The organism is Pseudomonas sp. MF08831 (genome assembly GCF_059862645.1).
Genome location: NZ_JCBCUX010000004.1, coordinates 1 through 25,711, shown reverse-complemented (window position 1 = coordinate 25,711; position 25,711 = coordinate 1). Strand labels below are relative to the sequence as shown.

The window sequence follows — 25,711 nt, the reverse complement described above, 5'->3', positions numbered from 1 at the left end:
AAGGACCCACAGATAATGGCTATCGAAATCAAAGCCCCGTCATTCCCGGAATCGGTTGCCGATGGCACCGTTGCCACCTGGCACAAGAAACCAGGCGACGCCGTAAAGCGTGACGACCTGATCGTCGACATCGAGACCGACAAAGTCGTTCTGGAAGTGTTGGCTGAGGCTGACGGCGTACTGGGCGCAATCGTTGCCGAAGAAGGCGCTACCGTTCTGTCGAACCAGATCCTGGGCTCGATTGAAGAGGGCGGCGCTGCTGCTCCTGCTCCAGCCGCTGCCCCAGCCGCTGCTGCTGCACCGGCTGCTTCGGCTCCAGCTGCACCGGCTGCTGCTGGCGAAGATCCAATCGCTGCACCGGCTGCGCGTCAGCTGGCTGAAGAGAACGGCATCAACCTGGCGTCCATCAAAGGCACCGGCAAAGACGGCCGTGTCACCAAGGAAGACGTGGTGGCTGCAGTTGAAGCCAAGAAAAACGCTCCAGCTGCCGCACCTGCCAAGGCTGCTGCCCCGGCTGCCGCTGCGCCTGTGTTCGCCGCTGGCGACCGCACCGAGAAGCGTGTACCGATGACTCGCGTACGTGCCACCGTGGCCAAGCGTCTGGTCGAAGCACAGTCGAACATGGCGATGCTGACCACCTTCAACGAAGTCGACATGACCGAAGTCATGGCCCTGCGTTCGAAGTACAAGGACCTGTTCGAGAAGTCCCACAATGGCGTGCGCCTGGGCTTCATGTCGTTCTTCGTGAAAGCGGCCACCGAAGCGCTGAAACGCTTCCCGGCAGTCAACGCTTCGATCGACGGCAGCGACATCGTTTACCACGGCTATGCAGACATCGGCGTTGCCGTGTCCAGCGACCGTGGCCTGGTGGTACCGGTTCTGCGTAACGCCGAACTGATGAGCCTGGCTGAAATCGAAGGCGGCATCGCCGGCTTCGGCAAGAAAGCCCGTGACGGCAAGCTGACCATCGACGAGATGACCGGTGGTACCTTCACCATTACCAACGGTGGTACCTTCGGTTCGATGATGTCGACCCCGATCGTCAACCCGCCACAAGCTGCGATCCTGGGCATGCACAACATCATCCAGCGTCCGATGGCCATCAACGGCCAAGTCGTGATCCGCCCAATGATGTACCTGGCACTGTCTTACGATCACCGCCTGATCGATGGTAAAGAAGCCGTGACTTTCCTGGTGACCATCAAGAACCTGCTGGAAGACCCGGCTCGTCTGCTGCTGGACATTTAAAGACGCAGCGGCAAGTTGCGAGCTACAAGCTGTAGGAAAAAGCAGCTTGGCTTGCGGCTTGTCGCTTGAAGCTTGTCGCTGAATAGAGGAACTATTTTCATGTCGCAGAAATTTGACGTTGTAGTGATTGGTGCAGGTCCTGGCGGCTACGTTGCCGCCATCAAGGCCGCACAACTGGGCCTCTCGACTGCTTGCATCGAAAAATACACCGACAAGGAAGGCAAACTGGCGCTGGGCGGTACTTGCCTGAACGTAGGTTGCATTCCTTCCAAGGCGCTGCTGGACAGCTCCTGGAAATTCCACGAAGCCCAGAGCGGTTTCGCGATCCACGGCATCAACCATGCTGGCGTGACCATGGACGTGCCAGCAATGGTCGGCCGTAAAGCCAACATCGTTAAAGGCCTGACTTCCGGCGTTGCCACCCTGTTCAAGGCCAACGGCGTTACGTCCCTGCAAGGTCACGGCAAACTGCTGGCCGGCAAGAAAGTTGAAATCACCAAGCCGGACGGTTCGGTAGAAGTCATCGAAGCCGAGAACGTGATCCTGGCTCCAGGCTCGCGTCCAATCGACATTCCACCGGCTCCAGTTGACCAGAACGTGATCGTTGATTCGACCGGCGCCCTGGAATTCCAAACTGTTCCAAAGCGTCTGGGCGTGATCGGCGCTGGCGTCATCGGTCTGGAGCTGGGTTCGGTATGGTCCCGCCTGGGTTCTGAAGTCACCGTTCTGGAAGCCCTGGACACGTTCCTGCTGGCTGCCGACACCGCGGTGTCCAAAGAAGCGCTGAAAACCCTGACCAAACAAGGTCTGGACATCAAGCTGGGCGCCCGTGTTACCGGTTCCAAGGTCAACGGCGAAGAAGTCGTGGTGACCTACACCGATAAAGAAGGCGAGCAGACCATCACCTTCGACAAGCTGATCGTAGCCGTTGGTCGCCGTCCAGTGACCACCGACTTGCTGGCTTCCGACAGCGGCGTGAACATCGACGAGCGTGGTTTCATCCACGTTGACGATCACTGCGCTACCACCGTGCCTGGCGTGTACGCCATCGGCGACGTGGTGCGCGGCATGATGCTGGCGCACAAGGCTTCCGAAGAAGGCATCATGGTTGTCGAGCGCATCAAGGGTCACAAAACCCAGATGAACTACGACCTGATCCCGTCCGTTATCTACACCCACCCGGAAATTGCATGGGTCGGCAAGAACGAACAGCAGTTGAAAGCTGAAGGCGTTGAAGTTAACGTCGGCACCTTCCCGTTTGCCGCTTCTGGCCGTGCCATGGCAGCCAACGACACCGGTGGTTTTGTCAAAGTCATCGCTGATGCCAAGACTGACCGCGTTTTGGGCGTCCACGTGATTGGCCCGAGCGCTGCAGAACTGGTTCAGCAAGGCGCGATCGGTATGGAATTCGGCACCAGCGCCGAGGACCTGGGCATGATGGTCTTCTCCCATCCGACCCTGTCCGAAGCGCTGCATGAAGCCGCGTTGGCTGTGAATGGCGGCGCCATCCACATCGCCAACAAGAAGAAGCGCTAAGCGAGATAATAAGAAACCACGGCGGTTGCCCGTCGTGAGCCTTGCGCGCAAGACTCACCGCGGAATATCCGCTGGACGCAGTCTTGCGCAGCTTTACGGGCGTTAAGCCCTGGAAGTTGTGCAAGCAGCAGTCACAGGTGGCGCGGCACTCATAATGAGCGCAGCGCCGAATGCGCAGTACCTAACGAAGACGGTAAAAAGCATGAATCTTCACGAGTATCAGGGTAAGCAGCTGTTCGCTGAATACGGCCTGCCAGTATCCAAGGGTTACGCAGTAGACACCCCGGAAGCAGCAGCAGAAGCTTGCGACAAAATCGGTGGTACCGAGTGGGTTGTCAAAGCCCAGGTCCACGCTGGTGGTCGCGGTAAAGCGGGCGGCGTTAAGCTGGTTCGCAGCAAAGAAGACGCCAAGGCCTTCGCACAGCAGTGGCTGGGCAAGCGTCTGGTGACTTACCAGACTGATGCCAATGGCCAACCAGTCACCAAGATCCTGGTTGAATCGTGCACTGATATCGCTAAAGAGCTGTACCTGGGCGCTGTCGTTGACCGTTCGAGCCGTCGCATCGTGTTCATGGCTTCCACCGAAGGTGGCGTGGACATCGAGAAGATCGCTCACGAAACCCCAGAAAAAATTCTGAAAGCCACTATCGATCCACTGGTTGGCGCTCAGCCATTCCAGGGTCGCGAGCTGGCTTTCCAGCTGGGCCTGGAAGGCAAGCAAGTTGCCCAGTTCGCCAAGATCTTCGTAGGTCTGGCCAAACTGTTCCAGGATCACGATCTGGCCCTGCTGGAAGTGAACCCGCTGGTGATCAAGGCTGACGGCGATCTGCACTGCCTCGACGCCAAGATCAACATCGACGCCAACGCCATGTACCGTCAGCCTAAGCTGAAGACTTTCCACGATCCGTCGCAAGACGATCCGCGCGAAGCGCACGCTGCCAAGTTCGAACTGAACTACGTAGCGCTGGAAGGTAACATCGGTTGCATGGTCAACGGTGCTGGCCTGGCCATGGGTACCATGGACATCGTCAACCTGCATGGCGGCAAACCAGCCAACTTCCTCGACGTGGGCGGCGGTGCTACCAAAGAACGCGTGACCGAAGCGTTCAAGATCATCCTGTCCGACTCCAACGTCGCTGCAGTATTGGTTAACATCTTCGGCGGCATCGTTCGTTGCGACATGATTGCCGAAGGCATCATCGGTGCAGTGAAAGAAGTCGGCGTTAAAATCCCGGTTGTTGTTCGCCTTGAAGGTAACAACGCTGAACTGGGCGCTAAAGTACTGGCAGAAAGCGGTTTGAACATCATCGCGGCTACCAGCCTGACCGACGCTGCTCAACAAGTTGTCAAAGCTGCGGAGGGCAAATAATGAGCGTCCTGATCAATAAAGACACCAAAGTTATCTGCCAGGGTATTACCGGTTCGCAAGGTAGTTTCCACACCCAGCAAGCCATCGAATACGGCACCAAGATGGTTGGCGGCGTAACGCCGGGCAAAGGCGGCACCGAGCACCTGGGTCTGCCAGTGTTCAACACCGTGAAAGACGCTGTAGCTGCCACTGGCGCCACCGCCAGCGTGATCTACGTTCCAGCTCCTTTCTGCAAGGATTCCATCCTGGAAGCAGCATTCGGCGGCATCAAGCTGATCGTTTGCATCACCGAAGGCATTCCTACCCTGGACATGCTGGACGCTAAAGTTAAGTGCGACGAGCTGGGCGTAGTCCTGATCGGCCCTAACTGCCCGGGCGTGATCACCCCAGGCGAATGCAAGATCGGCATCATGCCAGGTCACATTCACTTGCCAGGCAAGGTCGGTATCGTTTCGCGTTCCGGCACCCTGACCTACGAAGCTGTGAAGCAAACTACTGACGCCGGTTTCGGTCAGTCGACTTGCGTCGGCATCGGCGGTGACCCGATCCCAGGCTCGAACTTCATCGACATCCTGAAGCTGTTCCAGGAAGACCCGAAGACCGAAGCGATCGTGATGATCGGTGAGATCGGCGGTTCGGCTGAAGAAGAAGCGGCTGCCTACATCAAGGCACACGTGACCAAGCCGGTTGTTTCCTACATCGCTGGTGTGACTGCCCCTGCGGGCAAGCGCATGGGCCATGCTGGCGCAATCATCTCTGGCGGCAAAGGCACTGCAGACGAGAAATTCGCTGCACTGCAAGACGCAGGCGTTAAAACCGTGCGTTCGCTGGCAGACATCGGCAAAGCCCTGGCTGAGCTGACGGGTTGGGCTGTCAAGTAAGCCTCGCGCTTAGCTGACGCTTCACCCACACAAAGGCCACCTTCGGGTGGCCTTTGTGCGTTCTAAAGATTGTTGAAGATCAAAATGTGCGAGTGGGCTTGCTCGCGAATGCGCAGGATCAGTCGGTAAATTGGGTACTGACAGACCGTATTCGCGAGCAAGCCCGCTCCCACATTGTTCTGTATTAACAACGTTAAGTATGAAAACGCGACATTTGGATGTCGCTTATCGGACAGTTCGCCCCGCAACAGTGCGTTTGTCAGCCCAATTCTGTACTCTAGCCGCCTCTTTATGCGTCCGCATCCCAAAAGGAAGCCGCGCGCCAGACCGGTCGGTCCCCATAAGGACCGGCAGCAGTTCCCTCATCCACAGGGAATCCCTCTCTAAATTCCGATTCAGTAGTGTGGTATTTCCTGAAATGAAAGTGTTGAAAAGCCAGGATATCCTGGCGTTAGGCTTTATGACTTTTGCCCTGTTCGTGGGCGCCGGCAACATCATTTTCCCGCCTATCGTTGGTTTGCAGTCCGGGCCTCACGTCTGGATGGCAGCGCTGGGCTTCCTGATCACCGCGGTCGGTCTGCCGGTGGTCACCGTCATCGCCCTGGCCAAGGTCGGCGGCGGTATGGACGCGTTGAGCAGCCCGATCGGCAAGATCGCCGGCGGCCTGCTCGCGGCGGCGGCATACCTGGCGGTAGGGCCGCTGTTCGCCACCCCGCGTACCGCCACCGTTTCGTTTGAAGTGGGCCTGGCGCCGCTGACTGGCGAAAGCCCGCTGGCGCTGTTCCTATACAGCTCGGTGTATTTCCTGGTGGTGTTCTTCGTGTCCCTGTACCCGGGCCGCCTGCTGGACACTGTCGGTCGCTTCCTGGCGCCACTGAAAATCATCGCCCTGGCCATTCTGGGCATCGCTGCATTTGCCCTGCCGGCCGGTGATGTCGGCGTGGCGACACCGGAATACGTGGCCGCACCGTTCTCCCAAGGCTTCATCAATGGTTACCTGACCATGGATACCCTGGGCGCGCTGGTGTTCGGGATCGTCATCGTCAATGCCATCCGTTCCCGTGGCGTCGAATCGCCACAGCTGATCACCCGCTACGCAATCATTGCCGGGTTGATTGCCGGCGTGGGCCTGGCGCTGGTGTACGTCAGCCTGTTCCGCCTGGGCTCGGGCAGCCATGCCGTGGCCGCCGGTGCGAGCAACGGTGCGGCGGTGCTGCACGCTTACGTGCAACACACGTTCGGCTCTCTGGGCAGCGGCTTCCTCGCCGTGTTGATCTCCCTGGCGTGCCTGGTCACCGCTGTGGGCCTGACCTGCGCGTGTGCCGAGTACTTCAGCAAAATCCTGCCGCTGTCCTACAAGACGCTGGTAGTGATCCTGGCGCTGTTCTCGCTGTTTGTGTCCAACCTGGGCCTGACCAAGCTGATCGCCTTCTCGATTCCGGTGCTTACCGCAATCTACCCGCCGTGCATCGTGCTGGTGGCCCTGAGCTTCTGCAAAGACTTCTGGCTGGAGCAGGGCCGTATCGTTGGCCCGGTAATGCTGGTGTCGTTCATCTTTGGTTGCATCGATGCGCTCAAGGGCGCGGGCCTGGCCGATTGGTTGCCTGCCCAGCTGGCGCACCTGCCGCTGAGCGAGCAAGGCCTGGCATGGCTGGTGCCGTCGGTGATGACGCTGGTCGTTGCATTTGTGGTTGATCGCATGCTCGGCAAGCGTAGCGAAGCCATCGCGTAAAGAGCGGTTTCACGCGGCATCGAAATGCCCCGTATCAATCGATACGGGGCATTTTTTATGCCTGTGAGACTACTCCCCTCTAAAGTTGAAGCACGGTCAGTGTGGGAGCTCGTTTGCCTGCGATTGCTGCATCACCCGATCTACCGCTATCGCAGGCAAGCCAGCGCCCACATTTGAACCGAGTTCGTCCCCATTCACTGCGTATAAGGCCCCGCATGTCGTTCATCGAAACCCATCAGGTCCACCTGCTCGCCGCCCTCTGGTTCGTCCTGTGCTGGGGGGGTTACACCCGATACGCCACTTGGAAAGCCCGTGACACCGCCTGCCTGGCCAGCGTGCTGCATTTGTATCGTGAGGACTGGATGCGGCGCATGTTGCTGCGCGACAACCGCATCGCCGACGCCAGCGTGATCGGCAACCTGGAGCGCAACGCTTCGTTCTTCGCCTCCAGCACGTTGATCATCCTCGCCGGCATTCTTACCGTGCTCGGTGCGTCCGAGCGGGCGGTGTCGTTGCTGGCGGACATACCCATGGTGCAGCAGGCGTCCCAAGGCATGTCGGAAATCAAGCTGCTGTGCCTGGCGCTGGTGTTCGTCTACGCGTTTTTCACCTTCAGCTGGTGTATGCGCCAATACAACTTTGCCGCGGTGCTGGTGGGGTCGGCGCCGATGATCGGTGAGCGGCATGTATCGGAGCAGGAGCGCAAAGCGTTTGCGCTGCGAGCAGCCAGAGTGATCTCCATGGCCGCCAACCAATTCAACTTTGGCCTGCGCGCTTATTATTTCGGCATGACCATGCTCGCCTGGTTTGTCAGCCCCTGGTTGTTCATGTTGATGAGCGGTGGGGTAGTGGTGGTGTTGTACCGTCGGGAGTTTCATTCCGACGTACTGCAGGTGATGGTCTATACCCCGACCGATACGCCGGCATCCGAAGTGGCTAAAGACGCAGTGTCTTAACTAGGGCCTCCGGTTAGTCCAACTTTTGACCCACGACTAAACAGCAGGCAAAGAAAAGCCCGCTATGTAAGCGGGCTTTCTTTCGCAGCACTTGCCAGGCTATTAAGGCTTGGCAGGTGCTACTGGAGTAGCGGTACCGTCTTCTTTCGCTTTTTCAGCGTTTGCATCAGCCTGAGCTTTGGCAGCATCGGCGTTTTCTTTTGCAGCGTCGTTCACTTTATCCTGTGCTTTCGCCATGTCCTTCTGAGCTTGCTCAGAATGCGACTGTGCATCTTGGGCTTTGTCTTCGGATTTTTTATCGCAGGCAGCGAGGCCGAGGGCAGCGGCGAGCATCATGGAAATAGCTAAAGTCTTGCGCATGGGGTGTTTCTCCTTATTGAAGATATCTACTGGCCTTTCGAGCCTAGGGGGTCAGCATTAGTTCCTTTTATTCCCCAGATATATAAACACCGGTGATCAAGGAACTTTCAACCGCACGACATACTCCGCGGATCAACACTAATAAGAGTCTAGACCACATGACCGAAAATCCCCTGTTAGCCCGTGCCACGCGCTTTGTTTCGGCGCTGCGCCATTGCCAGGTGCTGGGCATCACCGTCCATGCTGCCAGCGACGAAGGCATGACGCTGTGCCTGCCTTACGCCCCGCATATCGTCGGTGATCCCCAGACCGGCGTGATTCACGGCGGCGCATTGACCTCCTTGATGGACACGGCCTGCGGCATGGCAACCCTGTGTGTATTGCCCGAGTTCGAGGTGTGCCCAACCCTGGACCTGCGCGTTGACTACATGCACCCCGCCGAACCGCACACACCAGTTTATGGCTTTGCGCAATGTTACCGAGTGACCACCGACGTGATCTTCACCCGTGGTTTCGCTTATCAGGATGACCCGCAACAGCCGATTGCCCATGTGGTGGGCACATTCATGCGCATGGGCAAGCGCCTCAAGGGCACCCAAGGGCTGGGCAGCACCATCAAGGGAGAGCGAGCATGACACACCGATTCAAAACCCGTCTCGAACAGGCCCATGAGCGCGGTAACTATGAAGCGCTGCTCGACCTGATTCCCTACGCCAAGCTGATCGGCATTGAGTGCACGCGTCTGGGAGATGAATTGCTGTTTCGCATGCCGGCCAACAAGGACAACATTGGTAACCCGATATTGCCGGCGCTGCACGGTGGCGTGATTGCCGGGTTCATGGAGTTGTCGGCGGCGTTGCACCTGCTGGTATTTACCGGCTCGCCCGGCATTCCGAAAATCATCGACTTTTCCCTCGATTACCTGCGCGCCGGCCAGTTTCGCGACACTTACGCCAAATGCCAGGTTTGGCGCCAGGGCCGCCGAGTTGCCAATGTGGCAATCACCGCCTGGCAAAGTACCCCGGCCGAACCGATTGCCACCGCCCGTGCACATTTCAAAATCGAGGAATCGGCGCGCCCTTGAAATCCTGGTCTTAGCCCCCAACTTTGATGACAACCCGCCGCCAACCCTCAAGGGCGCGGCCACTGCCATCCAATTGGAGTTTGATGACCATGAGTGTGGAAACTCAAAAGGAAACCCTGGGCTTCCAGACCGAGGTGAAGCAGCTGCTGCACCTCATGATCCATTCGCTGTATTCCAACAAGGAAATCTTCCTTCGCGAATTGATCTCGAACGCCTCAGACGCTGTCGACAAATTACGTTTCGAAGCCCTGTCCAAGCCTGAGTTGCTGGAAGGTGGCGCCGAACTGAAAATTCGTGTGAGCTTCGACAAAGACGCCAAGACCGTCACCCTCGAAGACAACGGCATCGGCATGAGCCGCGAAGACGCGATCACCCATTTGGGCACCATCGCCAAATCCGGCACCGCCGATTTCATGAAAAACCTGTCGGGCGACCAGAAAAAAGATTCGCACCTGATCGGTCAGTTCGGTGTGGGCTTCTACTCGGCCTTCATCGTCGCCGACAAGGTTGAAGTGTTCAGCCGTCGCGCCGGCCTCGACGCCAGCGAAGGCGTACATTGGTCCTCCAAAGGTGAGGGCGAGTTCGAAATCGCCACCATCGACAAGGCTGACCGCGGCACCCGCATCGTGCTGCACCTCAAATCCGGTGAAGATGAATTCGCCGACGGTTACCGCCTGCGTAACATCATCAAGAAGTACTCCGACCATATTGCTTTGCCAATCGAACTGCCTAAAGAACAGGCGGCTGTCGAGGGCGAAGAAAAACCTGCCCAGGAATGGGAAGTGGTCAACCGTGCCAGCGCCCTGTGGACCCGTCCTCGCACCGAGGTGAAGGACGAGGAGTACCAGGAGTTCTACAAGCACATCGCTCACGACTACGAAAACCCGCTGAGCTGGAGCCACAACAAGGTCGAAGGCAAGCTGGAATACAGCTCGCTGCTTTACGTACCGGCCCGTGCGCCGTTCGACCTGTACCAGCGTGAAGCGCCAAAAGGCCTGAAGCTCTACGTGCAGCGCGTGTTCGTGATGGACCAGGCGGAATCCTTCCTGCCGTTGTACCTGCGCTTCATCAAGGGTGTGGTCGACTCCAACGACCTGTCGTTGAACGTGTCGCGCGAAATCCTGCAGAAAGACCCGATCATCGACTCCATGAAGTCGGCGCTGACCAAGCGCGTACTCGACATGCTGGAGAAACTGGCGAAGAACGAGCCAGAGCAATATAAGAGCTTCTGGAAAAACTTCGGCCAGGTCATGAAAGAAGGCCCGGCGGAAGATTTTGCCAACAAGGAAAAAATCGCCGGCCTGCTGCGCTTTGCGTCCACCCTGGGTAATGACGGTGAGCAGGTTGTGTCGCTGGCCGAATACCTGGCGCGCGCCAAGGAAGGTCAGGACAAGATCTACTACCTGACCGGTGAAACCTACGCGCAGGTCAAAAACAGCCCGCACCTGGAAGTCTTCCGCAAGAAAGGCATCGAAGTGCTGCTGCTGACCGACCGTATCGATGAATGGCTGATGAGCTACCTCAGCGAGTTCGACGGCAAAACCTTCGTCGACGTGGCCCGTGGTGACCTGGACCTGGGTAACCTGGACTCCGAAGAGGAGAAAAAAGAAGCCGAAGAAGTCGCCAAGGCCAAAGAAGGCCTGGTTGAACGAATCAAGACCGCCTTGGGCGATGCCGTCAGCGAAGTGCGGGTTTCCCACCGTCTGACCGACTCGCCGGCGATCCTGGCCATTGGCGAGCAGGACCTGGGCATGCAGATGCGTCAGATCCTCGAAGCCAGCGGTCAGAAGGTTCCGGATTCCAAGCCGATCTTCGAATTCAACCCGGCTCACCCGCTGATCGAGAAACTCGATGGCGAGCAAAGCGAAGAGCGTTTTGGCGACCTGTCGCACATCCTCTTCGACCAGGCGGCGCTCGCCGCTGGCGACAGCCTGAAAGACCCGGCCGCCTACGTGCGCCGACTGAACAAGCTGTTGGTTGAACTGTCGGTTTAACACCGTTGTAGAAAAACCCGCTTCGGCGGGTTTTTTCGTTCTACGCATCTCAACTGGAGTAAATGATGAGCCAAGTCACTGTGCGTTCCGTGGTCTATCAGATTGATGGCCAGTCTTATGAAAGCCGCCTGGCGTTCGATGCCAGCCACCAGGGCCCGCTGCCGGGTCTGCTGATGGCGCCGAACTGGATGGGTGTGAGTGCAGGAGCTGAAGAAATTGCCAAAAGCGTGGCTGCCAAGGGCTACGTGGTGCTGATCGCCGACCTGTACGGCCAAACCGTGCGCCCCTCCAATGGCGATGAAGCCGGCGCGGCCATGATGCCGTTGAAGAATGATCGCCCGTTGCTCAACAAGCGCATGCAGGCGGCCTTCGAGCAACTGCAAGGCCAGACCGAGGCGGCGGTGGATACCTCCAGGCTTGCGACCTTTGGTTTTTGCTTCGGCGGTTGCTGCTCCCTGGAGCTGGCGCGTACCGGCGCCCCGTTGAAGGCTGCTGTGTCGTTCCACGGCACTCTCGACACGCCGAACCCGGCCGATGCGAAGAACATCAAAGGCTCGGTGTTGGTGCTGCACGGTGCGTCCGATCCCTTGGTGCCGAAAGAGCAACTGCCAGCGTTTGAAGATGAAATGAACGCGGCCGGTGTGGATTGGCAACTGCTGAGCTACGGCGGCGCCGTGCATTCCTTCACCGACCCGCACGCCAATGTGCCGGGCAAGATGATGTATGACGCAAAGACCGCTGCGCGTGCGTTCCAGTCGATGCACAACTTGCTGGATGAAGTGTTCAAGGGCTGAATCTTCGGCGCCTGTTAGGGCTTCATCGGGGGCCAAGCCCCTCCCACACTTGAAGTGTGAATACATTCAAAATGTGGGAGGGGGCTTGCCCCCGATGGCTATCTCCCAGGCAACTCAATTCTTTCAGTTTCCCCCGGCACCGTCGGCCAATCCCCGGCCGCCCATCGTTGCCGCGCCTGTTCGATCATCGCCGGGTCGCTCGCGACAAAATTCCAATTGATCCACCGTGGCCCGTCCAACGGCGCGCCGCCAAACACCACCAGGTGGCAATCACTTTCAGCAAACAGCGTCATTTCCTGGCCGGCAGGCAGCACCGCCAGGCTATGCACCGCCAAGGCCTCACCGTCCAATTGCGCTTCGCCCTCCAGCACATACACCGCCCGTTCCTCGTATTCATCCGGGATCAGTAGCGTCGTGGCCGTCTGCATCTGCACGTCGGCATACACGGTGGGCGAGAGCACTGGCACGGGCGATTTGAGGCAGAAGCCGGCGCCTGCGATCAGGCGAATCCGCACGCCCAGGTTGTCACTGACCGGTAAGCTCGCCGCCGCGTGATGGCTGTAATGCCCGGGTCCGGTTTCATGGTCCTTGGGGGAGGCCAGCCACACTTGCAGCCCATGCAGGCTGAGACCGTCGGCCTTGAGCGCCGCAGGCGTGCGTTCAACGTGGGCAATCGCGCTGCCGGCGGTCATCCAGCTGACGTCGCCGGCCTGCACCACCTGGTCCGAGCCGAGACTGTCCTTGTGTTGCAACGCGCCCTCAAACAAATAGGTCAGCGTGGACAACCCGATATGCGGGTGCTGGCGGATGTTCATGCCGGTACCCGGCGCATAGCGCGTGAGAAGCATGTGATCGAAAAACACGAACGGCCCGACGCTGCGGCATTCGCGCGATGGCAGCGGGCGCAGGATCGGCTGGCCCTCGACCTCTTCGGCGCGCGGGCGGATCACGGTGAGGATGGGCATGGTGCGTCCCTGTCTGAGCGGGTTAGGGGAACAAGAGCATAACCCGCTTGACGGGAGGTTGGCGCTATTGGCTGAAAGCGCCTTCGGACAACGTGGTCTCGATGGTGACCTCGGCGGTGGTCATCAGTTTGTGCACCGGGCAGCGGTCGGCCACGTGGTGCAGCTCGTCGCGCTGCGCGTCGGTGAGCACGCCCTTGAGGGTCAGCTTGACGTTGAGTTTGTATTTGCCTTTTTGCTCCTCGGTGCTGTCATGGGTGACTTCAACGGTCACGCCGGTCAGCGGAATATCTTTTTTCTGGGCGTAGAGCTTGACGGTCAAAGCCTTGCACGAGGCTAGGGCAGCATCGAAATAGTCGTGGGGGGAGGGCGCCGAGTCGTCGCCGCCCAGGCTCTTGGGCAGGTCGGTGAACAGTTCGTGGTTATTGATATTCACACTGTGGCGAAAGTTGTCGTGGTTCAGGGTGTTGACGGTAACGGGCATGGTGAACCTCAGGTTGGCAGGATGAAGGTCATGCAGTTATAGAACATGCTGGCACTTAGGTGTTCCGCGTTTTTCGGCCGATGAACCGTGGCGCAGTGCACACGGTCTACCCGTTCTTAGCCAATAGCGAGGTTTTACCGTGCCCCTGACCCGCCTGAGTGTCGCCCTGCTGCTCGCCGCCGCCAGCGTTGCGGTGCAGGCGCGCGACTATGCCTACAGCGACGCGCACTTGCACTACGTGGATTTTTTCCAGGAAACGGCGGGCATGGATACATTGCTCAAGGCGATGGCCGACGCTCACATCGAACACGTGATGATTTCCGGTATCCCCGTCGCCAAAAAATGGCACGAAGATGAACCCAAGCGCCCGCGTTACTACGCCGGTGACGATGCCGATGCCTATTGGTACAGCGCCACTGACGTAATCGTTGCGGCTGCGGTGAACAAACTCATGCCTGAGCAGCGTCGGCACTTTCACCCGTTTCTATCCGGCTTCAACCCTAACGACAAAAACTCCGCGGCCCATATCCAGCGCATGCTGGATCTCAACCCCGGGCTTTGGCAGGGCATCGGTGAGGTGTTCACGCGCCATGATGACCTCACCGCCTTGACCGCTGGCGACACCCCGCGCGCCAACAACGAAGCCATGACGCGCATCTATCACCTCGCCGCCGAAAACGATCTGCCGGTGATGCTGCACGCCAACATTACGTCCAAGCGCGAGCGCAACCCGCTGTACCTGCCGGAGGTGGAAGAATCGCTGCGCAACCACCCGCATACCCGCTTTATCTGGGCCCATGCCGGCACCAGCAAAGAGATTCATCGTCATCAGGTGCAGATGGACTTTCTTCTGCCGACCTTGAGCCGCCTGCTTGAGGCATACCCCAATCTCTACATTGACCTGTCCTGGAGCATGCTCACGCCGTACTTGCTCGATGAGGCGGGTAAGCCTCGGCCCGAGTGGGTAAAGCTGGTAGAGCGCTTCCCGGAGCGTTTTATGCTGGGTTCGGATGTTGTAGGGCGCTTCAACAAGCTCGGTAAGGAAATGCATCGCTTTGCACCCTTTCTCGACGCACTGCCTGAGGAGGTAGCCCGCAAGGTGGCGCGAGACAATTTCCTGGCGGTTCTGCCGAAATCAGTTCGCGATGAGCAGGCACATTGATATCGCTTTTTCGTCTTACGCAATATTGACCACGGGCCGATACCTTTCAGGAGACCCGCTGCAGGTGAATGCAGCGCATTTGGAAGGAATCCAGGCAATGAGTATCCGTAGTCTGAATATCGCCCCCCGCGCCGGTTTGGGCTTTGGCGTGCTGGCAATGATGGTGTTCGCCTTGGGCGGCTTTGCCCTGTTGCAGATGGCCAATATGCGCCAGCAGTCGGATCAGGTCGAAAACAACTGGTTGCCCAGCGTGATGGCGGTGGGGGAGATGAGCCAGGACCTGTTGCGGGTTCGTGCGCTGACCCTGCGCTTGCTGGTCAATCGTGACCCACAGGCGCTGGCGCAGAACGAGCAAAAGCTCACCGAGCTCAAAAGTGGCCTGCACCATGCGCAAACCCTCTATGAAGCGCTGATTGTGTTGCCCGAAGAGCGCACGCTGTTTGATCGCTTCAAGGCCGAGGAGCAGCAATACCTGCAGCGCCAGGAACAGGTCATGGCGTTCTCCAAGGCCGATCAATTGCAAGACGCGATCAAGGTGGTCAACGGCGAGATGAATCAACTTGCCGATGAGATGGCCGGGACGCTGCACGACCTGTTGGCCTTGAACAAGGCCAGTGCCAATCAGGCTGCGAGCCTGGCGCAACGGGTGTTCGCTCAATCTCGCACTTGGGTGGTCGGCATGATCGTGGTCACCGCGCTGATCACCATCGGGCTGGCGGTGTGGCTGACCCGCAGTATCGTGCTGCCGCTGGCACAGTCGTTGAAAATCGCCCAAGGCGTGGCCAGTGGCGACTTGACGGGTGAAATCAGCGTGACGGGCAGCGACGAGCCGGCGCGTTTGCAGCAAGCGCTCAAAGGCATGCAGGAGAACCTGCGCGATACCATTCGGCGCATTGCCGAATCGTCCAACCAATTGGCCTCGGCGTCCGAGGAGCTCAGTTGCGTCACCGAGGACGCTACCCGCGGCTTGCACCAGCAGAATCAGGAAATCGAACAGGCGGCGACGGCGGTTAATCAGATGACGGCGGCGGTGGAGGAGGTGGCGAGCAACGCCGTGACGACGTCACAAGCCTCCCGTGAGTCCGACCGCATTGCCCAGCATGGGCGTGAACAGGTGCACCAGACGGTCGAGTCGATCGAGGCCCTGGCCACGGATGTGACCGCCAATGCGACCCAGGTCGAGGAACTGGCGCAAAAGGTGTATGGCATCAGCAAAGTGCTGGATGTGATTCGCTCAATTGCCGAACAGACAAATTTGCTGGCCTTGAATGCAGCCATTGAAGCGGCCCGCGCCGGCGACGCCGGGCGTGGGTTTGCGGTGGTCGCCGATGAAGTGCGGGCCTTGGCCCACCGCACGCAACAGTCGACCCAGGAAATCGAGCAGATGATCAGCGCCATTCAACAGGGCACCGATCAGGCCGTGAGTTCGATGCAGCAGAGCAATACGCGGGCACGGTCCACGCTGGGCATCGCCAAGTCGGCGGGCACGGCGCTCGAAGAGATTGCGTCCGCGTTTACCCTGATCAACGAGCGGAACCTGGTAATTGCCAGCGCGTCGGAGCAGCAGGCCGCGGTGGCGCGCGAGGTGGATCGCAACTTGATGAATATTCGCGATTTGGCGCATCAGACGTCAACCGGGGCAAACCAGACCAGTGCGGCAAGCCAGGAGTTGTCGCGGTTGGCGGTGGACCTGAACACGATGGTGGCGCGGTTTTCGGTATAGGGCCATACACCGAGTTGACGCCATCGCAGGCAAGCCAGCTCCCACATTTGACTGCGTTCACACATCAAAGTGTGGGGGCTGGCTTGCCTGCGATGCGCGACTCGGTCTCAAATCCAGCCACGCATAAAAAAGCCCCGAACCAGTCGGGGCTTTTTTACACGCTCAGCTTACAGGTCTTACTTACCCTGCCAGCGTTTCAGCACCAGGGTAGCGTTGGTGCCACCAAAGCCAAAGCTGTTGCTCATCACGGTATCGATTTTTGCGTTTTCAACGGTCTTGGTCAGAATCGGCATATCGGCAACGACCGGGTCGATCTCTTCAATGTTGGCCGAACCGGCCATGAAGTTGCCTTCCATCATCAGCAGGCAGTAGATCGCTTCGTGCACGCCAGCGGCGCCCAGGGAGTGACCGGACAGGCTCTTGGTGGAGCTGATCGCCGGAGCCTTGTCGCCGAATACCGCACGCACGCCTTCCATTTCCTTGGCATCGCCGACCGGGGTCGAAGTGCCGTGGGTGTTCAGGTAGTCGATTGGGGTATCCACGGTCGACATGGCCATCTGCATGCAACGGATAGCGCCTTCACCGCTTGGCGCAACCATGTCGTAGCCGTCGGACGTGGCGCCGTAGCCAACGATTTCCGCGTAGATCTTCGCACCGCGGGCCAGAGCGTGTTCCAGCTCCTCGACCACGACCATGCCGCCACCGCCGGCGATGACGAAACCGTCACGCTTGGCGTCGTAGGCGCGGGAGGCCTTTTCCGGGGTTTCGTTGTACTGGGTGGACAGCGCGCCCATGGCGTCGAACAGGAACGATTGGCTCCAATGCTCTTCTTCACCGCCGCCGGCGAAGACGATGTCTTGCTTGCCCAGCTGGATCTGCTCGACCGCAGTGCCGATGCAGTGAGCACTGGTGGCGCACGCGGAGGAGATCGAGTAGTTCACGCCCTTGATCTGGAATGGCGTGGCCAGGCAAGCCGAAACGGTGCTGCCCATGGTCCGCGTTACACGGTACGGGCCAACGCGCTTCACGCCTTTTTCGCGCAGGATGTCCAGCGCTTCCATCTGGTTGAGGGTCGATGCGCCGCCGGAGCCGGCGATCAGGCCAGTGCGTACGTTCGATACCTGGTCTTCGCTCAGGCCGGAATCGGCGATGGCGTCTTTCATGGCCAGGTAGGCGTAGGCGGCAGCGTGGCCAACGAAGCGATAGATCTTGCGATCGATCAGTTCTTCGAGGGGCAGGTCGATGGAGCCGGAAACCTGGCTACGCAGACCCATTTCGGCATATTCCGGGTTGAAGCGGATGCCAGGGCGACTTGCACGCAGGTTAGCGGTGACGGTCTCTTTGTCATTGCCCAGGCAAGAAACAATGCCCAGACCAGTGATAACGACGCGGCGCATGCGGATAACCCTTAAAAGTTGTCAGTGGAAGTGAATACGCCGACCCGAAGGCCTTCGGCAGTATAGATCTCGCGACCGTCGACAGTGACCGAACCATCGGCGATTGCGAGGTTCAGCTTGCCCTTGAGGACGCGCTTGATTTGAATGTTGTAGGTGACTTTCTTGGCGGTCGGCAGGACCTGGCCGAAGAACTTCACTTCGCCCGAACCCAGTGCCCGGCCGCGGCCCGGCAGGCCTTGCCAGCCCAGGTAGAAGCCGACCAGTTGCCACATGGCGTCGAGGCCCAGGCAACCTGGCATGACAGGGTCGCCTTCGAAATGGCAGGCAAAGAACCACAGGTCAGGGGTGATATCCAGCTCGGCGACCAATTCACCTTTGCCGTACTTGCCACCCTCTTCGCTGATATGGGTGATGCGATCCACCATCAGCATGTTCGGGGCGGGCAGTTGCGCGTTACCTGGGCCGAACAGCTCACCGCGACTGCAGCGCAGCAGGTCTTCCCGAGTAAAGGCGTTTTGTTTGGTCATGCGAGCTCCTCAATAATCCCATGCGGCAGGGTAGGGCAAATCTTCCCGAACCGAATGAAGCGTTCATGCCTCATGTCGGCAGCCTACACATAGACTATTGCGTTGTAGTGAAAGTCACAGCGTCAAGGCACTGAATGTACACTTGTTCACTGAAATTTTAAACCGAGCCTGTTTATAGGCCCGTTCGGGTGCCTAAGACTGCCGCACTTTCGTGTTTCACGCCAGTCGCAGTTGGTTGATGGCGCAGCGCTATTGCACCCAACGTTGCAGTATTTGCTGCAAATCCGTGCGTTTGAACGGCTTGGCCAGGTAATCGTTCATTCCGGCTGCCAAACAGGCCTCGCGATCGCCCTGCAACGCGTTGGCGGTGAGCGCGATAATCGGCAGATTGGCGCAGCCGGGCAGTTGGCGAATCTGGCGGGTGGCTTCATAGCCGTCGATCAGCGGCAAGCGGCAATCCATCAGGATGGCAGTGAATATCAGGCTCTCGGCACTGCGGATCGCCTCGGCGCCGTCGGTGGCCAGGCTCACTTCAAAACCCAGGCTGCGCAACATGGCTTCGACCACGGTGCGGTTGACCGGGTTGTCTTCCACCAGCAACACATGGCGGCCGTCACCGGCGCTGGTTTTGCCTTCGGCGCGCAGGTCGATGGTCGGCAGGCTTTGCTGGTCGATGGCCAGCGGGATTTCCAGGGTAAACACCGAGCCTCGGCCTTCTTCGCTCTGGGCGCGCAACGTGCCGCCCATGCGTTCGGCGAGGGTGCGGGCGATCGGCAAGCCCAGCCCGGTACCGCCGTAACGTCTTGAAATGGAACTGTCGGCCTGCTGGAACGCGTCGAACATCAGTTCAAGACGCTCGGCGGAAATGCCGATGCCGCTGTCGCGCACGGTGCATGTGAACCACACCAATTCATGGTCGAGGGTTTGCCAGTGAGGCTCGACAGTGACGGTGCCATGCTCGGTGAACTTCAGCGCGTTGCCGATCAGGTTCACCAGGATCTGCCGGATACGCGTCGGATCGCCCTGCACTCGCAAGGACTCCATGCCCGCCGGAATCGGCAACGCCAGCGCCAGGCCGCGCTGCTGGGCGCTGTGCTGGAAGGCCTGGGCGCAGCTGCTGATCAGGTCCGCCAGATTGAACGGGATATGCTCCAGCTCCAACGCGGCGCGCTCGATGCGCGAGAAGTCGAGGATGTCGTTGATCACCTTGAGCAAGTGCTCGGTGGACTCGGAGGCCAGCGCCGCGTACTCGGTCTGCTCCTCGGTCATCTCGGTGGTTTCCAGCAGTTGCAACATGCCCAGCACGCCGTTCATGGGCGTGCGCAACTCGTGGCTCATCATCGCCAGAAAGTCCGATTTGGCATTGTTCGCGCGCTCGGCTTCTTCGCGGGTCTGGATCAACTGGGCCATGGCCTGGTGTTGCTCGCGGCTGGCCTGGTTGAGGCCCTCGGCGAGGTTGTTGATATGGCGCGACAGGTCTCCTAGCTCCGAGTCGTCGACGATCGGCAGCGGCGTCTTGTAGTCGCCTTGCTGGATCGCTTTGACCGCGTGGCCCATGGCGCTGATCGGCTGCGACAGGCTGGCGGCCAGACGCCGTGCGAGCAGGAAGGTAAACAGCAGAGCGAACAGGGCGAGAATCCCGGCCTTGAACAGAATCTCCTGTTGGCGCTGGCTGAACGCGTCATTGGACATGCCGACAATTACCCGTCCCAGGTAATCCGCCCGCGGCGCCTTGGGTTCGTTGAGGTTGTCCTGGAAAAAGTCATTGCCCAGCTGGATATGTTGCAGACGGATCGGTGCCTGGAACACTTTCACCGACAGCGAATGGTCGTGCTTCTCCGACGGCTGTTCGACGTACAACAGGATTTTCTCGGTGCTGTCCTGAATCTCCAGAAAGCGCACGTGCGGGGTGGCCAGTGTCGCGCGCAGCAAGCTGTCGAGCACATCGATGTTGCCGGAAATGACGCCGTATTCGGTGGCGGGGGCCAGTTGGTTGGCGATCAGCTGGCCGGTGTGGTCCAGTTCCTGGCGCAGATCCTGAATACGCACGAAGGTAAAGAAGCTGATCAGCAGCAGGGTCAGCAACAGTGCCGGGCCCAATGTGATGAGCTGGGTGCGGGTGTTGATGTCCCAACGACGACGCAAGGTCATGGGCGTTTTTCTCCTTCGGCCAGTCCGGCGGCGACGGCGACTTCGTCAACCTGTTCGATGCCCAGTGAGCGCGCGACTTGCGGGTTGCCCACGACTTTGAAGTGTTCCGGGTACAAGGTGCGTGGCCAACTGGCCGGCGGATGGTTCAGCAGTCGGTCGAGCACGTCGAGCCAGTCAGCCTGGTCGCTGTAGGTGCTCGCCAGGCTACCGGCCTTGACGAACCCGGCGTTGGGGCCCACCAGCGGCAGTTGCTGGGCATAGCTGCTGAGCAACAGGTTCTTCACTGTTTTGGGGTTGTACAACTGCGGGTCGTCAAGGCCGAGCAACACATCACTGTTCTTGAACAGGTTCAGCAAGGGGCGACTGTCATTAATGTTGTCCCAGCGCTGCGGCACGATTTCCAGCCCCATGGGCGCCGCATACTGACGCAGCTCCTGCAGCATGAATTCACTGTCGATGCCGTAAAGCACGCCGATGCGTCGGTCTTGGGGCAGGATGCTGGCGATCAGCTTCAGCTGACGTTCCAGCGGCGGGTCGCTCCACAACAGGCTGATTCTGGCCGGATGTGTATTGCCCAGCCGCTGGCGGGCTTGCAGGCGGCTGATGCGCAGCACCAGGGTCGGCGGGCCCTGGGCATCCTGCAGGCGCCAGTCAAGACCGGGCAGGTCCAACAGGATCAGGCGGGTGCTGGCCGGCAACTGGCTGGGCGCCGGCAAGTCTTTGAGCGGGGTGAAGGTCACATGGTCGTCGGGGCGGCGCTGGGCAAGGGCCTGGACGAAGGCCTGGACGCCGGCACCGTCTTCGGCGGCGGTCAGCAGGATGTCGGCGCTCCACGCCGGCGCGGTCAGCAACAGGCACGCCAACAGCACGCCTCGCCGCCAGAGCCGGGAGAAAAACAGCAGGATCATCCGTGACTGATCGCCCATGTCAGAACTCTAACTCCGCGCTGAAGTAGAGCACGTGGCGACTGTCGTAATTGTTGTCGGCCCAGGTGGTGGGCTGGTTATCGAGGCGTTGTTGCAACATGCCGGCCAGCTCCACGTTGGCGTTGCCCACGGCAATGCGCTTGGCCACCCGCAGGTCGACCCGTTCGAAGCGATACCTGTTGAGCGCGTCGTCGCCATAGTAGAACAACGCACTGGACCAGCCCTGGCCCCATTCACGCAGCCAGCCGGCCGAGCCGCTGTTGCGCGCGGTTTGTGCCTTGTCCAGCGGGTTGCTGGAAGCGGCGTCGACGTAAGCATAGGTCAGCCGCAGGCGGTCGGCGTTGCTCATGCGCCAGTCGAACTGCGACTCGGCGCCGGTAAACCGTGCGCTGTTGGCGTTGCTGGCAATGTATTGGTTGTTGCGCAGTGGCGAGCTGATCATGTCGGTGATTTCGTCGTAGAACAGTTTCACGTCGACATTCAGCCCAAGGTCGGCAAAGAAGCCGTTGTAGCCCAGCTCGCGCGAGCGCATCAACTCTTTATCGAGGTTGCCGGGGCCACGAGTTACCACAAAATATTGCCCGGAGTTTTGCCCATAGGTCGGGGAACTGAGGTTGGTGACGCGATAGCTCCAGTTGACGTTGTTCTCGAACATGTCCGGCGAGCGAATCGCCTCGGAATACACCGCGCGCAGGCCGTGGCGCGGGTTGATCAGGTAGTTGACCGCCACTCGCGGCGTCAGCGAGTTGCCGCTCAAGTGGGTGTCTTCGTACATCGCGCCGCCTTGCAGCAGCCAGTGTTCGCTGGCGCGCCATTCCAGGTGGCCGAACAGGCGCCAGGTGGTGTCGTCGAGTGTGCCGTTGAAGTAAGTGTCGGAATCGGCGCGGTCGTAGCGGTAATTCATGCCGCTGACCAGGCGCAGGCTGTCGGACAGGCTCAGGGTGTCCTGAAGCTCAATGTCATAGCGGCTTTCGCGGGTGCTTTGGTCGATATTGCCGCATACGCTCTGGCTGGCGCCCTGGCGCCACTGGTCCAGCACCTGGTTGCCGAGTGCTTGCTCGGCGGCGGTGCCGGACGGGGCCGTGCCCTTGCTGTAAATGTCCATGTGGCGGGCCAACTGTTCGGCATAGTTGGGGTTGAGCTGCCACAGTTGGGTCAGTTCCGGGCTGAACGACACTTTGGCGTCACAGGCTTTCCAGACCTGCTGGCGGTCCCATTGCTGGGCCGATCCCTGGATATACAGGCTGTGTTCGGGGTTGAACTCGACGTTCCAGCGCACGGAGCCGGCATAGTCCTTGGCCGTCACGTCGGAATTGGTGCCACCTTCGGTAATCCCGGCGAATACCGGCGTGTAGGTGTAAGGGCGCTGGTTGCTGCCTTCCTTGGCGTCGAGTTGCAAATCGATGCTCTGCTGCGCGTTCAGGGTCTGGCTCACCGCCAGGCTGAAACGGCTGAGGCGGCGGCTGTCACGGCGGTCGGCGCCGACGGCGTCGCTGTCAAAACCATCGTCCTGTTGCCCGGACATCGACAGGCGCAAGTCACCGGTTTCCCAGCCCATGCCCTGGCTGGCATAGAAGTCATTGATCCCACGTTCGCCACGGATCACTTTGACCCGCGAACCGTGGCTGTTGGACGGCGAGCGCGTAAGGATATTGACCACCGCCATCAGCGCATTGGCGCCATAGCTGACTGTGTTGGGGCCGCGAAACACTTCGATACGCTCGATGTCTTCCATCGCCACCGGAATATCGCTCCAGTCCACCGTGGCCAGGCCCGCGCGGTACACCGAACGCCCATCGATCAACACCTGCATGCGCCGCGCATCGCTGGCGCTGGTGCCGTGGTAGTTCACCGCCGCCTGGTTGCCGGTGGTGTAGCCGACCATCATCCCCGGCACCAGGCGCAGCAGCTCGGCGATGTCCCGCGCGCCGCTGGCCTTGATCAGCTCGCTGTCGATCACGGTCATGCTGCCGGGCACGGCGGCGGCCGATTGCTTGAGGCGCGTGGCCGTCAGCACCTGTGGCAGCGGCTGACTGTCCAGAAACAGGTCATCAGCCACGGCAGGCACACTGCACAACAGCATCAACAATAGAGATGAGCGAGGAGGAGGGCCCAGATACACGGCACGGCCTTGATAATTACGGATAGCCGCCCATGTTAACTGAGGTGGGGCCATTTGCCAGTCGTGGCCGGCGCAATTACTTCACACATCGGCGGCATTTTCCGACAAGCGCGGGAATTGATACGGGGGCTGGCCGCAAGCGGGTCGCCCCGTATAATGCCGCCATCGCCACTGGTATGGATTAACGGATTGCATATGACTGAACAGCGCCCTATTGCGGTCCTGGGAGGCGGAAGTTTTGGTACCGCCGTGGCAAACCTGCTGGCCGAGAACGGCCACGCGGTGCGCCAATGGATGCGCGATCCCGAGCAGGCCGAGGCCATCCGCGTGCATCGGGAAAACCCCCGTTACCTTAAAGGCATCAAGATTCATGCGGCGGTCGAACCGGTGACCGATCTGCTGGCCACGCTGACTGAATGTGACCTGTGCTTTGTCGCACTGCCTTCGAGCGCCTTGCGCTCAGTGCTGGCGCCTCATGCCGAACGCCTGGCGGGCAAGCTGCTGGTGAGCCTGACCAAGGGCATCGAGGCGCACACCTTCAAGCTGATGAGCGAAATCCTCGAAGAGATCGCCCCTCAGGCGCGCATTGGCGTGCTGTCCGGGCCGAACCTGGCGCGGGAAGTCGCCGAGCACGCGCTGACGGCCACTGTGGTCGCCAGTGAAGATGAAGCGTTATGTGAACGCGTCCAGGCGGTGTTGCATGGCCGCACCTTCCGCGTCTACGCCAGCGGCGACCGTTTTGGTGTCGAACTGGGCGGGGCGCTGAAGAACGTCTATGCGATCATCGCCGGCATGGCCGTGGCCCTGGGCATGGGCGAGAACACCAAGAGCATGTTGATTACGCGCGCGCTGGCGGAGATGACCCGCTTTGCGGTGAACCAGGGCGCCAACCCGATGACTTTCCTGGGCCTGGCGGGCGTGGGTGATTTGATCGTGACCTGCTCGTCGCCGAAAAGCCGCAACTACCAGGTCGGTTTCGCGCTGGGCCAGGGCTTGAGCCTGGAAGACGCGGTCACGCGCCTGGGCGAAGTGGCCGAAGGCGTCAACACGCTTAAAGTGTTGAAAGCCAAGGCTCAGGAGGTCGGCGTGTATATGCCGCTGGTCGCCGGGCTGCACGCGATCCTGTTTGAAGGGCGCACCTTGAACCAAGTCATCGAGTTGCTGATGCGCGCCGAGCCCAAGACCGATGTCGACTTTATTTCCACCAGTGGTTTCAACTGAGGAACGCGCCATGAACGATCCCAAAGCGGCCCCGAAATACGAGTCCATTCTCCTGCGTATCCTGTGGATGCTGATGTTTGCCCTGGTGTGGCAAGTCGCGCAGTTCCTGCTGGGGGCGCTGGTGGTGGTGCAGTTGGTGTATCGCCTGGTCTACGGCGCGCCGAACCTGGGCTTGATGAACTTTGGCGACAGCCTCAGCCAGTTCCTTGCGCAGATCGGCCGTTTCGGCAGCTTTCACACCGAGCAGAAGCCCTGGCCGTTCGCCGATTGGCCGACCCCGCGTGCTCCTGAAGGCGAGGCCGCCCACAGCGTGCCGCCGGCGCCGCACCCGGTGCGTGATGAAGAGCCAAAGCTGTGAAGCTGTGGATTTTGCGTCACGGTGAAGCCGAAGGGCATGCGCGCACCGACGCCGAGCGCAACCTCACCGAGCATGGTCGCGGTGAAGTGTTGCGCAGCGCCGCGCACCTGATCGGCCAGCCGATCAGCGCCATCCTCGCCAGTCCGTATGTGCGTGCGCAGCAAACTGCACACTTGGTACGTGACGCGTTGGGGTTTGAGCCGCAGATTCGTACTGTGGCGTGGTTGACGCCTGACAGCAGTCCGTTGCAGGTATTGGAAAAGCTCGACACCGATGACAATGTGCTGCTGGTCAGCCATCAGCCGTTGGTGGGGAGCTTGATCAGCTTTTTGCAGCATGGGCATTTGCGTCAGCCGCAACCGATGCACACTGCCAGCCTTGCGGAGCTTGAGGGGGATTTTCCGTTGGCGGGGTTGATGAGTTTGGTTGGTGTTGAGAGCCCTTAGGGTCGGGGGCATATCCGTTGCTGCGGTAACGGCCGCTTAGGGTTCCGCTCTTACAGCGGGTCACTTTTGGCAAACGCCCGGAATGCCGGCCCAGCCAAAAGTAACCAAAAGGTCTGTGCCCCACCACTCGGTGCCTCGCCTAGGCTCGGCATGCCCTCACTCCGGCTTGAATCCGTGGGCCGCCGCGACGGGCCATCCATGGCCCAACGCGGCTAACCCGGCGTCCTGCCGGGTTACCCACGGATTCAAGCCTGCGTTCGGCCAGCGTGGTTGACGGG

Annotated in this window: 23 protein-coding genes and 1 pseudogene; 16 read left to right on the top strand and 8 right to left on the bottom strand. The window is 59.9% G+C overall.

The annotated features are described in order from the left end of the window. The first annotated feature begins 15 nt into the window (after window positions 1–15). The 6 genes from odhB (at window position 16) to AC19YS_RS09085 (ending at window position 7,722) form a co-directional block, all read left to right on the top strand. Window positions 16–1,248 carry a 2-oxoglutarate dehydrogenase complex dihydrolipoyllysine-residue succinyltransferase gene (odhB, locus tag AC19YS_RS09110; protein ID WP_106576740.1) on the top strand — a complete coding sequence of 411 codons (1,233 nt, stop codon included), beginning with the start codon at window positions 16–18 and terminating at the stop codon, window positions 1,246–1,248. Between the two features lie 99 nt (window positions 1,249–1,347). Continuing rightward, on the top strand, window positions 1,348–2,784 hold the full coding sequence (gene lpdA / locus AC19YS_RS09105) for a dihydrolipoyl dehydrogenase (protein ID WP_106576739.1): 1,437 nt from the start codon (window positions 1,348–1,350) through the stop codon (window positions 2,782–2,784). A 202-nt stretch (window positions 2,785–2,986) separates the two neighbouring features. Continuing rightward, window positions 2,987–4,153 (top strand): ADP-forming succinate--CoA ligase subunit beta, encoded by a 1,167-nt coding sequence (sucC, locus tag AC19YS_RS09100; RefSeq protein ID WP_003233235.1) that lies wholly within the window; start codon window positions 2,987–2,989, stop codon window positions 4,151–4,153. After that, window positions 4,153–5,034: a succinate--CoA ligase subunit alpha gene (gene sucD / locus AC19YS_RS09095; protein ID WP_003172813.1), complete on the top strand. Its 882-nt coding sequence runs from the start codon at window positions 4,153–4,155 to the stop codon at window positions 5,032–5,034. Before sucC ends, sucD begins: the two co-directional genes overlap by 1 nt. Before the next feature lie 418 nt (window positions 5,035–5,452). After that, complete coding sequence (brnQ, locus tag AC19YS_RS09090) at window positions 5,453–6,766, top strand: branched-chain amino acid transport system II carrier protein (protein WP_106576738.1); 1,314 nt, start codon at window positions 5,453–5,455, stop codon at window positions 6,764–6,766. 215 nt (window positions 6,767–6,981) lie between these two features. Beyond that, window positions 6,982–7,722 carry a DUF599 domain-containing protein gene (locus AC19YS_RS09085; protein WP_119739564.1) on the top strand — a complete coding sequence of 247 codons (741 nt, stop codon included), beginning with the start codon at window positions 6,982–6,984 and terminating at the stop codon, window positions 7,720–7,722. Window positions 7,723–7,824: 102 nt separating this feature from the next. On the opposite strand, the gene AC19YS_RS09080 is transcribed toward AC19YS_RS09085, so the two are convergent. Further along, window positions 7,825–8,082 carry a hypothetical protein gene (locus AC19YS_RS09080; protein ID WP_106576736.1) on the bottom strand — a complete coding sequence of 86 codons (258 nt, stop codon included), beginning with the start codon at window positions 8,080–8,082 and terminating at the stop codon, window positions 7,825–7,827. 158 nt (window positions 8,083–8,240) lie between these two features. Between AC19YS_RS09080 and AC19YS_RS09075 the strand changes: the two genes are divergently transcribed. The 4 genes from AC19YS_RS09075 (at window position 8,241) to AC19YS_RS09060 (ending at window position 11,954) form a co-directional block, all read left to right on the top strand. After that, window positions 8,241–8,717 (top strand): PaaI family thioesterase, encoded by a 477-nt coding sequence (locus tag AC19YS_RS09075; protein ID WP_106576735.1) that lies wholly within the window; start codon window positions 8,241–8,243, stop codon window positions 8,715–8,717. Then, on the top strand, window positions 8,714–9,166 hold the full coding sequence (locus AC19YS_RS09070) for a PaaI family thioesterase (RefSeq protein ID WP_106576734.1): 453 nt from the start codon (window positions 8,714–8,716) through the stop codon (window positions 9,164–9,166). The genes AC19YS_RS09075 and AC19YS_RS09070 overlap by 4 nt, the downstream gene beginning before the upstream one ends. A gap of 89 nt (window positions 9,167–9,255) precedes the next feature. Then, the gene (htpG, locus tag AC19YS_RS09065) at window positions 9,256–11,160 is read left to right on the top strand and encodes a molecular chaperone HtpG (RefSeq protein WP_200623007.1); all 1,905 of its coding nucleotides are present in this window, start codon (window positions 9,256–9,258) and stop codon (window positions 11,158–11,160) included. Window positions 11,161–11,225: 65 nt separating this feature from the next. Further along, window positions 11,226–11,954: a dienelactone hydrolase family protein gene (locus AC19YS_RS09060; protein ID WP_106576733.1), complete on the top strand. Its 729-nt coding sequence runs from the start codon at window positions 11,226–11,228 to the stop codon at window positions 11,952–11,954. Window positions 11,955–12,052: 98 nt separating this feature from the next. On the opposite strand, the gene AC19YS_RS09055 is transcribed toward AC19YS_RS09060, so the two are convergent. Continuing rightward, window positions 12,053–12,919 carry a pirin family protein gene (locus tag AC19YS_RS09055; protein ID WP_500601513.1) on the bottom strand — a complete coding sequence of 289 codons (867 nt, stop codon included), beginning with the start codon at window positions 12,917–12,919 and terminating at the stop codon, window positions 12,053–12,055. A gap of 64 nt (window positions 12,920–12,983) precedes the next feature. Beyond that, a complete protein-coding gene (locus tag AC19YS_RS09050; RefSeq protein WP_106576731.1) occupies window positions 12,984–13,400 on the bottom strand; it encodes an OsmC family protein in 417 nt (138 codons plus the stop codon). Window positions 13,401–13,539: 139 nt separating this feature from the next. Here AC19YS_RS09050 and AC19YS_RS09045 point away from each other — a divergent pair, with 139 nt between their 5' ends. The 3 genes and pseudogenes from AC19YS_RS09045 (at window position 13,540) to AC19YS_RS09035 (ending at window position 16,285) form a co-directional block, all read left to right on the top strand. Then, entirely contained in the window at window positions 13,540–14,562 is a 1,023-nt protein-coding gene (locus tag AC19YS_RS09045) for an amidohydrolase family protein (RefSeq protein WP_500601510.1), read from the top strand. Next, window positions 14,546–15,430, top strand: a pseudogene (locus AC19YS_RS09040) (MCP four helix bundle domain-containing protein); the annotation flags it as partial. The gene AC19YS_RS09045 and the pseudogene AC19YS_RS09040, both read left to right, overlap by 17 nt. Then, window positions 15,422–16,285, top strand: coding sequence for a methyl-accepting chemotaxis protein (locus AC19YS_RS09035; RefSeq protein WP_500601750.1), 864 nt, complete (start codon window positions 15,422–15,424; stop codon window positions 16,283–16,285). The pseudogene AC19YS_RS09040 and the gene AC19YS_RS09035, both read left to right, overlap by 9 nt. Window positions 16,286–16,461: 176 nt before the next feature. Here the strand turns inward: AC19YS_RS09035 and fabB are convergent, their stop codons facing one another. From fabB to AC19YS_RS09010, 5 genes are all read right to left on the bottom strand, one after another. Beyond that, on the bottom strand, window positions 16,462–17,682 hold the full coding sequence (fabB, locus tag AC19YS_RS09030; protein ID WP_106576728.1) for a beta-ketoacyl-ACP synthase I: 1,221 nt from the start codon (window positions 17,680–17,682) through the stop codon (window positions 16,462–16,464). Window positions 17,683–17,693: 11 nt separating this feature from the next. Continuing rightward, window positions 17,694–18,209 carry a 3-hydroxyacyl-[acyl-carrier-protein] dehydratase FabA gene (gene fabA, locus AC19YS_RS09025; protein ID WP_003210552.1) on the bottom strand — a complete coding sequence of 172 codons (516 nt, stop codon included), beginning with the start codon at window positions 18,207–18,209 and terminating at the stop codon, window positions 17,694–17,696. Between the two features lie 249 nt (window positions 18,210–18,458). Further along, window positions 18,459–20,360, bottom strand: coding sequence for an ATP-binding protein (locus AC19YS_RS09020; protein ID WP_119739576.1), 1,902 nt, complete (start codon window positions 20,358–20,360; stop codon window positions 18,459–18,461). Then, window positions 20,357–21,286 carry an ABC transporter substrate-binding protein gene (locus AC19YS_RS09015; RefSeq protein ID WP_106576726.1) on the bottom strand — a complete coding sequence of 310 codons (930 nt, stop codon included), beginning with the start codon at window positions 21,284–21,286 and terminating at the stop codon, window positions 20,357–20,359. Before AC19YS_RS09015 ends, AC19YS_RS09020 begins: the two co-directional genes overlap by 4 nt. 1 nt (window position 21,287) lies before the next feature. After that, complete coding sequence (locus tag AC19YS_RS09010; protein ID WP_500601507.1) at window positions 21,288–23,408, bottom strand: TonB-dependent receptor plug domain-containing protein; 2,121 nt, start codon at window positions 23,406–23,408, stop codon at window positions 21,288–21,290. Window positions 23,409–23,603: 195 nt separating this feature from the next. Here AC19YS_RS09010 and AC19YS_RS09005 point away from each other — a divergent pair, with 195 nt between their 5' ends. The 3 genes from AC19YS_RS09005 to sixA are packed head-to-tail and all read left to right on the top strand — an operon-like array spanning window position 23,604 to window position 25,433. Then, complete coding sequence (locus tag AC19YS_RS09005) at window positions 23,604–24,629, top strand: NAD(P)H-dependent glycerol-3-phosphate dehydrogenase (protein WP_106576724.1); 1,026 nt, start codon at window positions 23,604–23,606, stop codon at window positions 24,627–24,629. A 10-nt stretch (window positions 24,630–24,639) separates the two neighbouring features. Further along, the gene (locus AC19YS_RS09000) at window positions 24,640–24,987 is read left to right on the top strand and encodes a DUF4389 domain-containing protein (RefSeq protein WP_500601505.1); all 348 of its coding nucleotides are present in this window, start codon (window positions 24,640–24,642) and stop codon (window positions 24,985–24,987) included. Continuing rightward, window positions 24,984–25,433: a phosphohistidine phosphatase SixA gene (sixA, locus tag AC19YS_RS08995; RefSeq protein WP_119739586.1), complete on the top strand. Its 450-nt coding sequence runs from the start codon at window positions 24,984–24,986 to the stop codon at window positions 25,431–25,433. Before AC19YS_RS09000 ends, sixA begins: the two co-directional genes overlap by 4 nt. Window positions 25,434–25,711 lie beyond the last annotated feature (278 nt).

Coding starts and splice junctions, on each gene's coding strand:
- AC19YS_RS09035 (WP_500601750.1), top strand. CDS start 15,422: ATGCAGGAGAACCTGCGCGATACCATTCGGCGCATTGCCGAATCGTCC.
- AC19YS_RS09070 (WP_106576734.1), top strand. CDS start 8,714: ATGACACACCGATTCAAAACCCGTCTCGAACAGGCCCATGAGCGCGGT.
- AC19YS_RS09000 (WP_500601505.1), top strand. CDS start 24,640: ATGAACGATCCCAAAGCGGCCCCGAAATACGAGTCCATTCTCCTGCGT.
- lpdA (WP_106576739.1), top strand. CDS start 1,348: ATGTCGCAGAAATTTGACGTTGTAGTGATTGGTGCAGGTCCTGGCGGC.
- sucC (WP_003233235.1), top strand. CDS start 2,987: ATGAATCTTCACGAGTATCAGGGTAAGCAGCTGTTCGCTGAATACGGC.
- AC19YS_RS09075 (WP_106576735.1), top strand. CDS start 8,241: ATGACCGAAAATCCCCTGTTAGCCCGTGCCACGCGCTTTGTTTCGGCG.
- brnQ (WP_106576738.1), top strand. CDS start 5,453: ATGAAAGTGTTGAAAAGCCAGGATATCCTGGCGTTAGGCTTTATGACT.
- AC19YS_RS09055 (WP_500601513.1), bottom strand. CDS start 12,919: ATGCCCATCCTCACCGTGATCCGCCCGCGCGCCGAAGAGGTCGAGGGC.
- fabA (WP_003210552.1), bottom strand. CDS start 18,209: ATGACCAAACAAAACGCCTTTACTCGGGAAGACCTGCTGCGCTGCAGT.
- AC19YS_RS09050 (WP_106576731.1), bottom strand. CDS start 13,400: ATGCCCGTTACCGTCAACACCCTGAACCACGACAACTTTCGCCACAGT.
- AC19YS_RS09005 (WP_106576724.1), top strand. CDS start 23,604: ATGACTGAACAGCGCCCTATTGCGGTCCTGGGAGGCGGAAGTTTTGGT.
- sucD (WP_003172813.1), top strand. CDS start 4,153: ATGAGCGTCCTGATCAATAAAGACACCAAAGTTATCTGCCAGGGTATT.
- AC19YS_RS09020 (WP_119739576.1), bottom strand. CDS start 20,360: ATGACCTTGCGTCGTCGTTGGGACATCAACACCCGCACCCAGCTCATC.
- odhB (WP_106576740.1), top strand. CDS start 16: ATGGCTATCGAAATCAAAGCCCCGTCATTCCCGGAATCGGTTGCCGAT.
- AC19YS_RS09080 (WP_106576736.1), bottom strand. CDS start 8,082: ATGCGCAAGACTTTAGCTATTTCCATGATGCTCGCCGCTGCCCTCGGC.
- AC19YS_RS09085 (WP_119739564.1), top strand. CDS start 6,982: ATGTCGTTCATCGAAACCCATCAGGTCCACCTGCTCGCCGCCCTCTGG.
- htpG (WP_200623007.1), top strand. CDS start 9,256: ATGAGTGTGGAAACTCAAAAGGAAACCCTGGGCTTCCAGACCGAGGTG.
- AC19YS_RS09015 (WP_106576726.1), bottom strand. CDS start 21,286: ATGGGCGATCAGTCACGGATGATCCTGCTGTTTTTCTCCCGGCTCTGG.
- AC19YS_RS09060 (WP_106576733.1), top strand. CDS start 11,226: ATGAGCCAAGTCACTGTGCGTTCCGTGGTCTATCAGATTGATGGCCAG.
- fabB (WP_106576728.1), bottom strand. CDS start 17,682: ATGCGCCGCGTCGTTATCACTGGTCTGGGCATTGTTTCTTGCCTGGGC.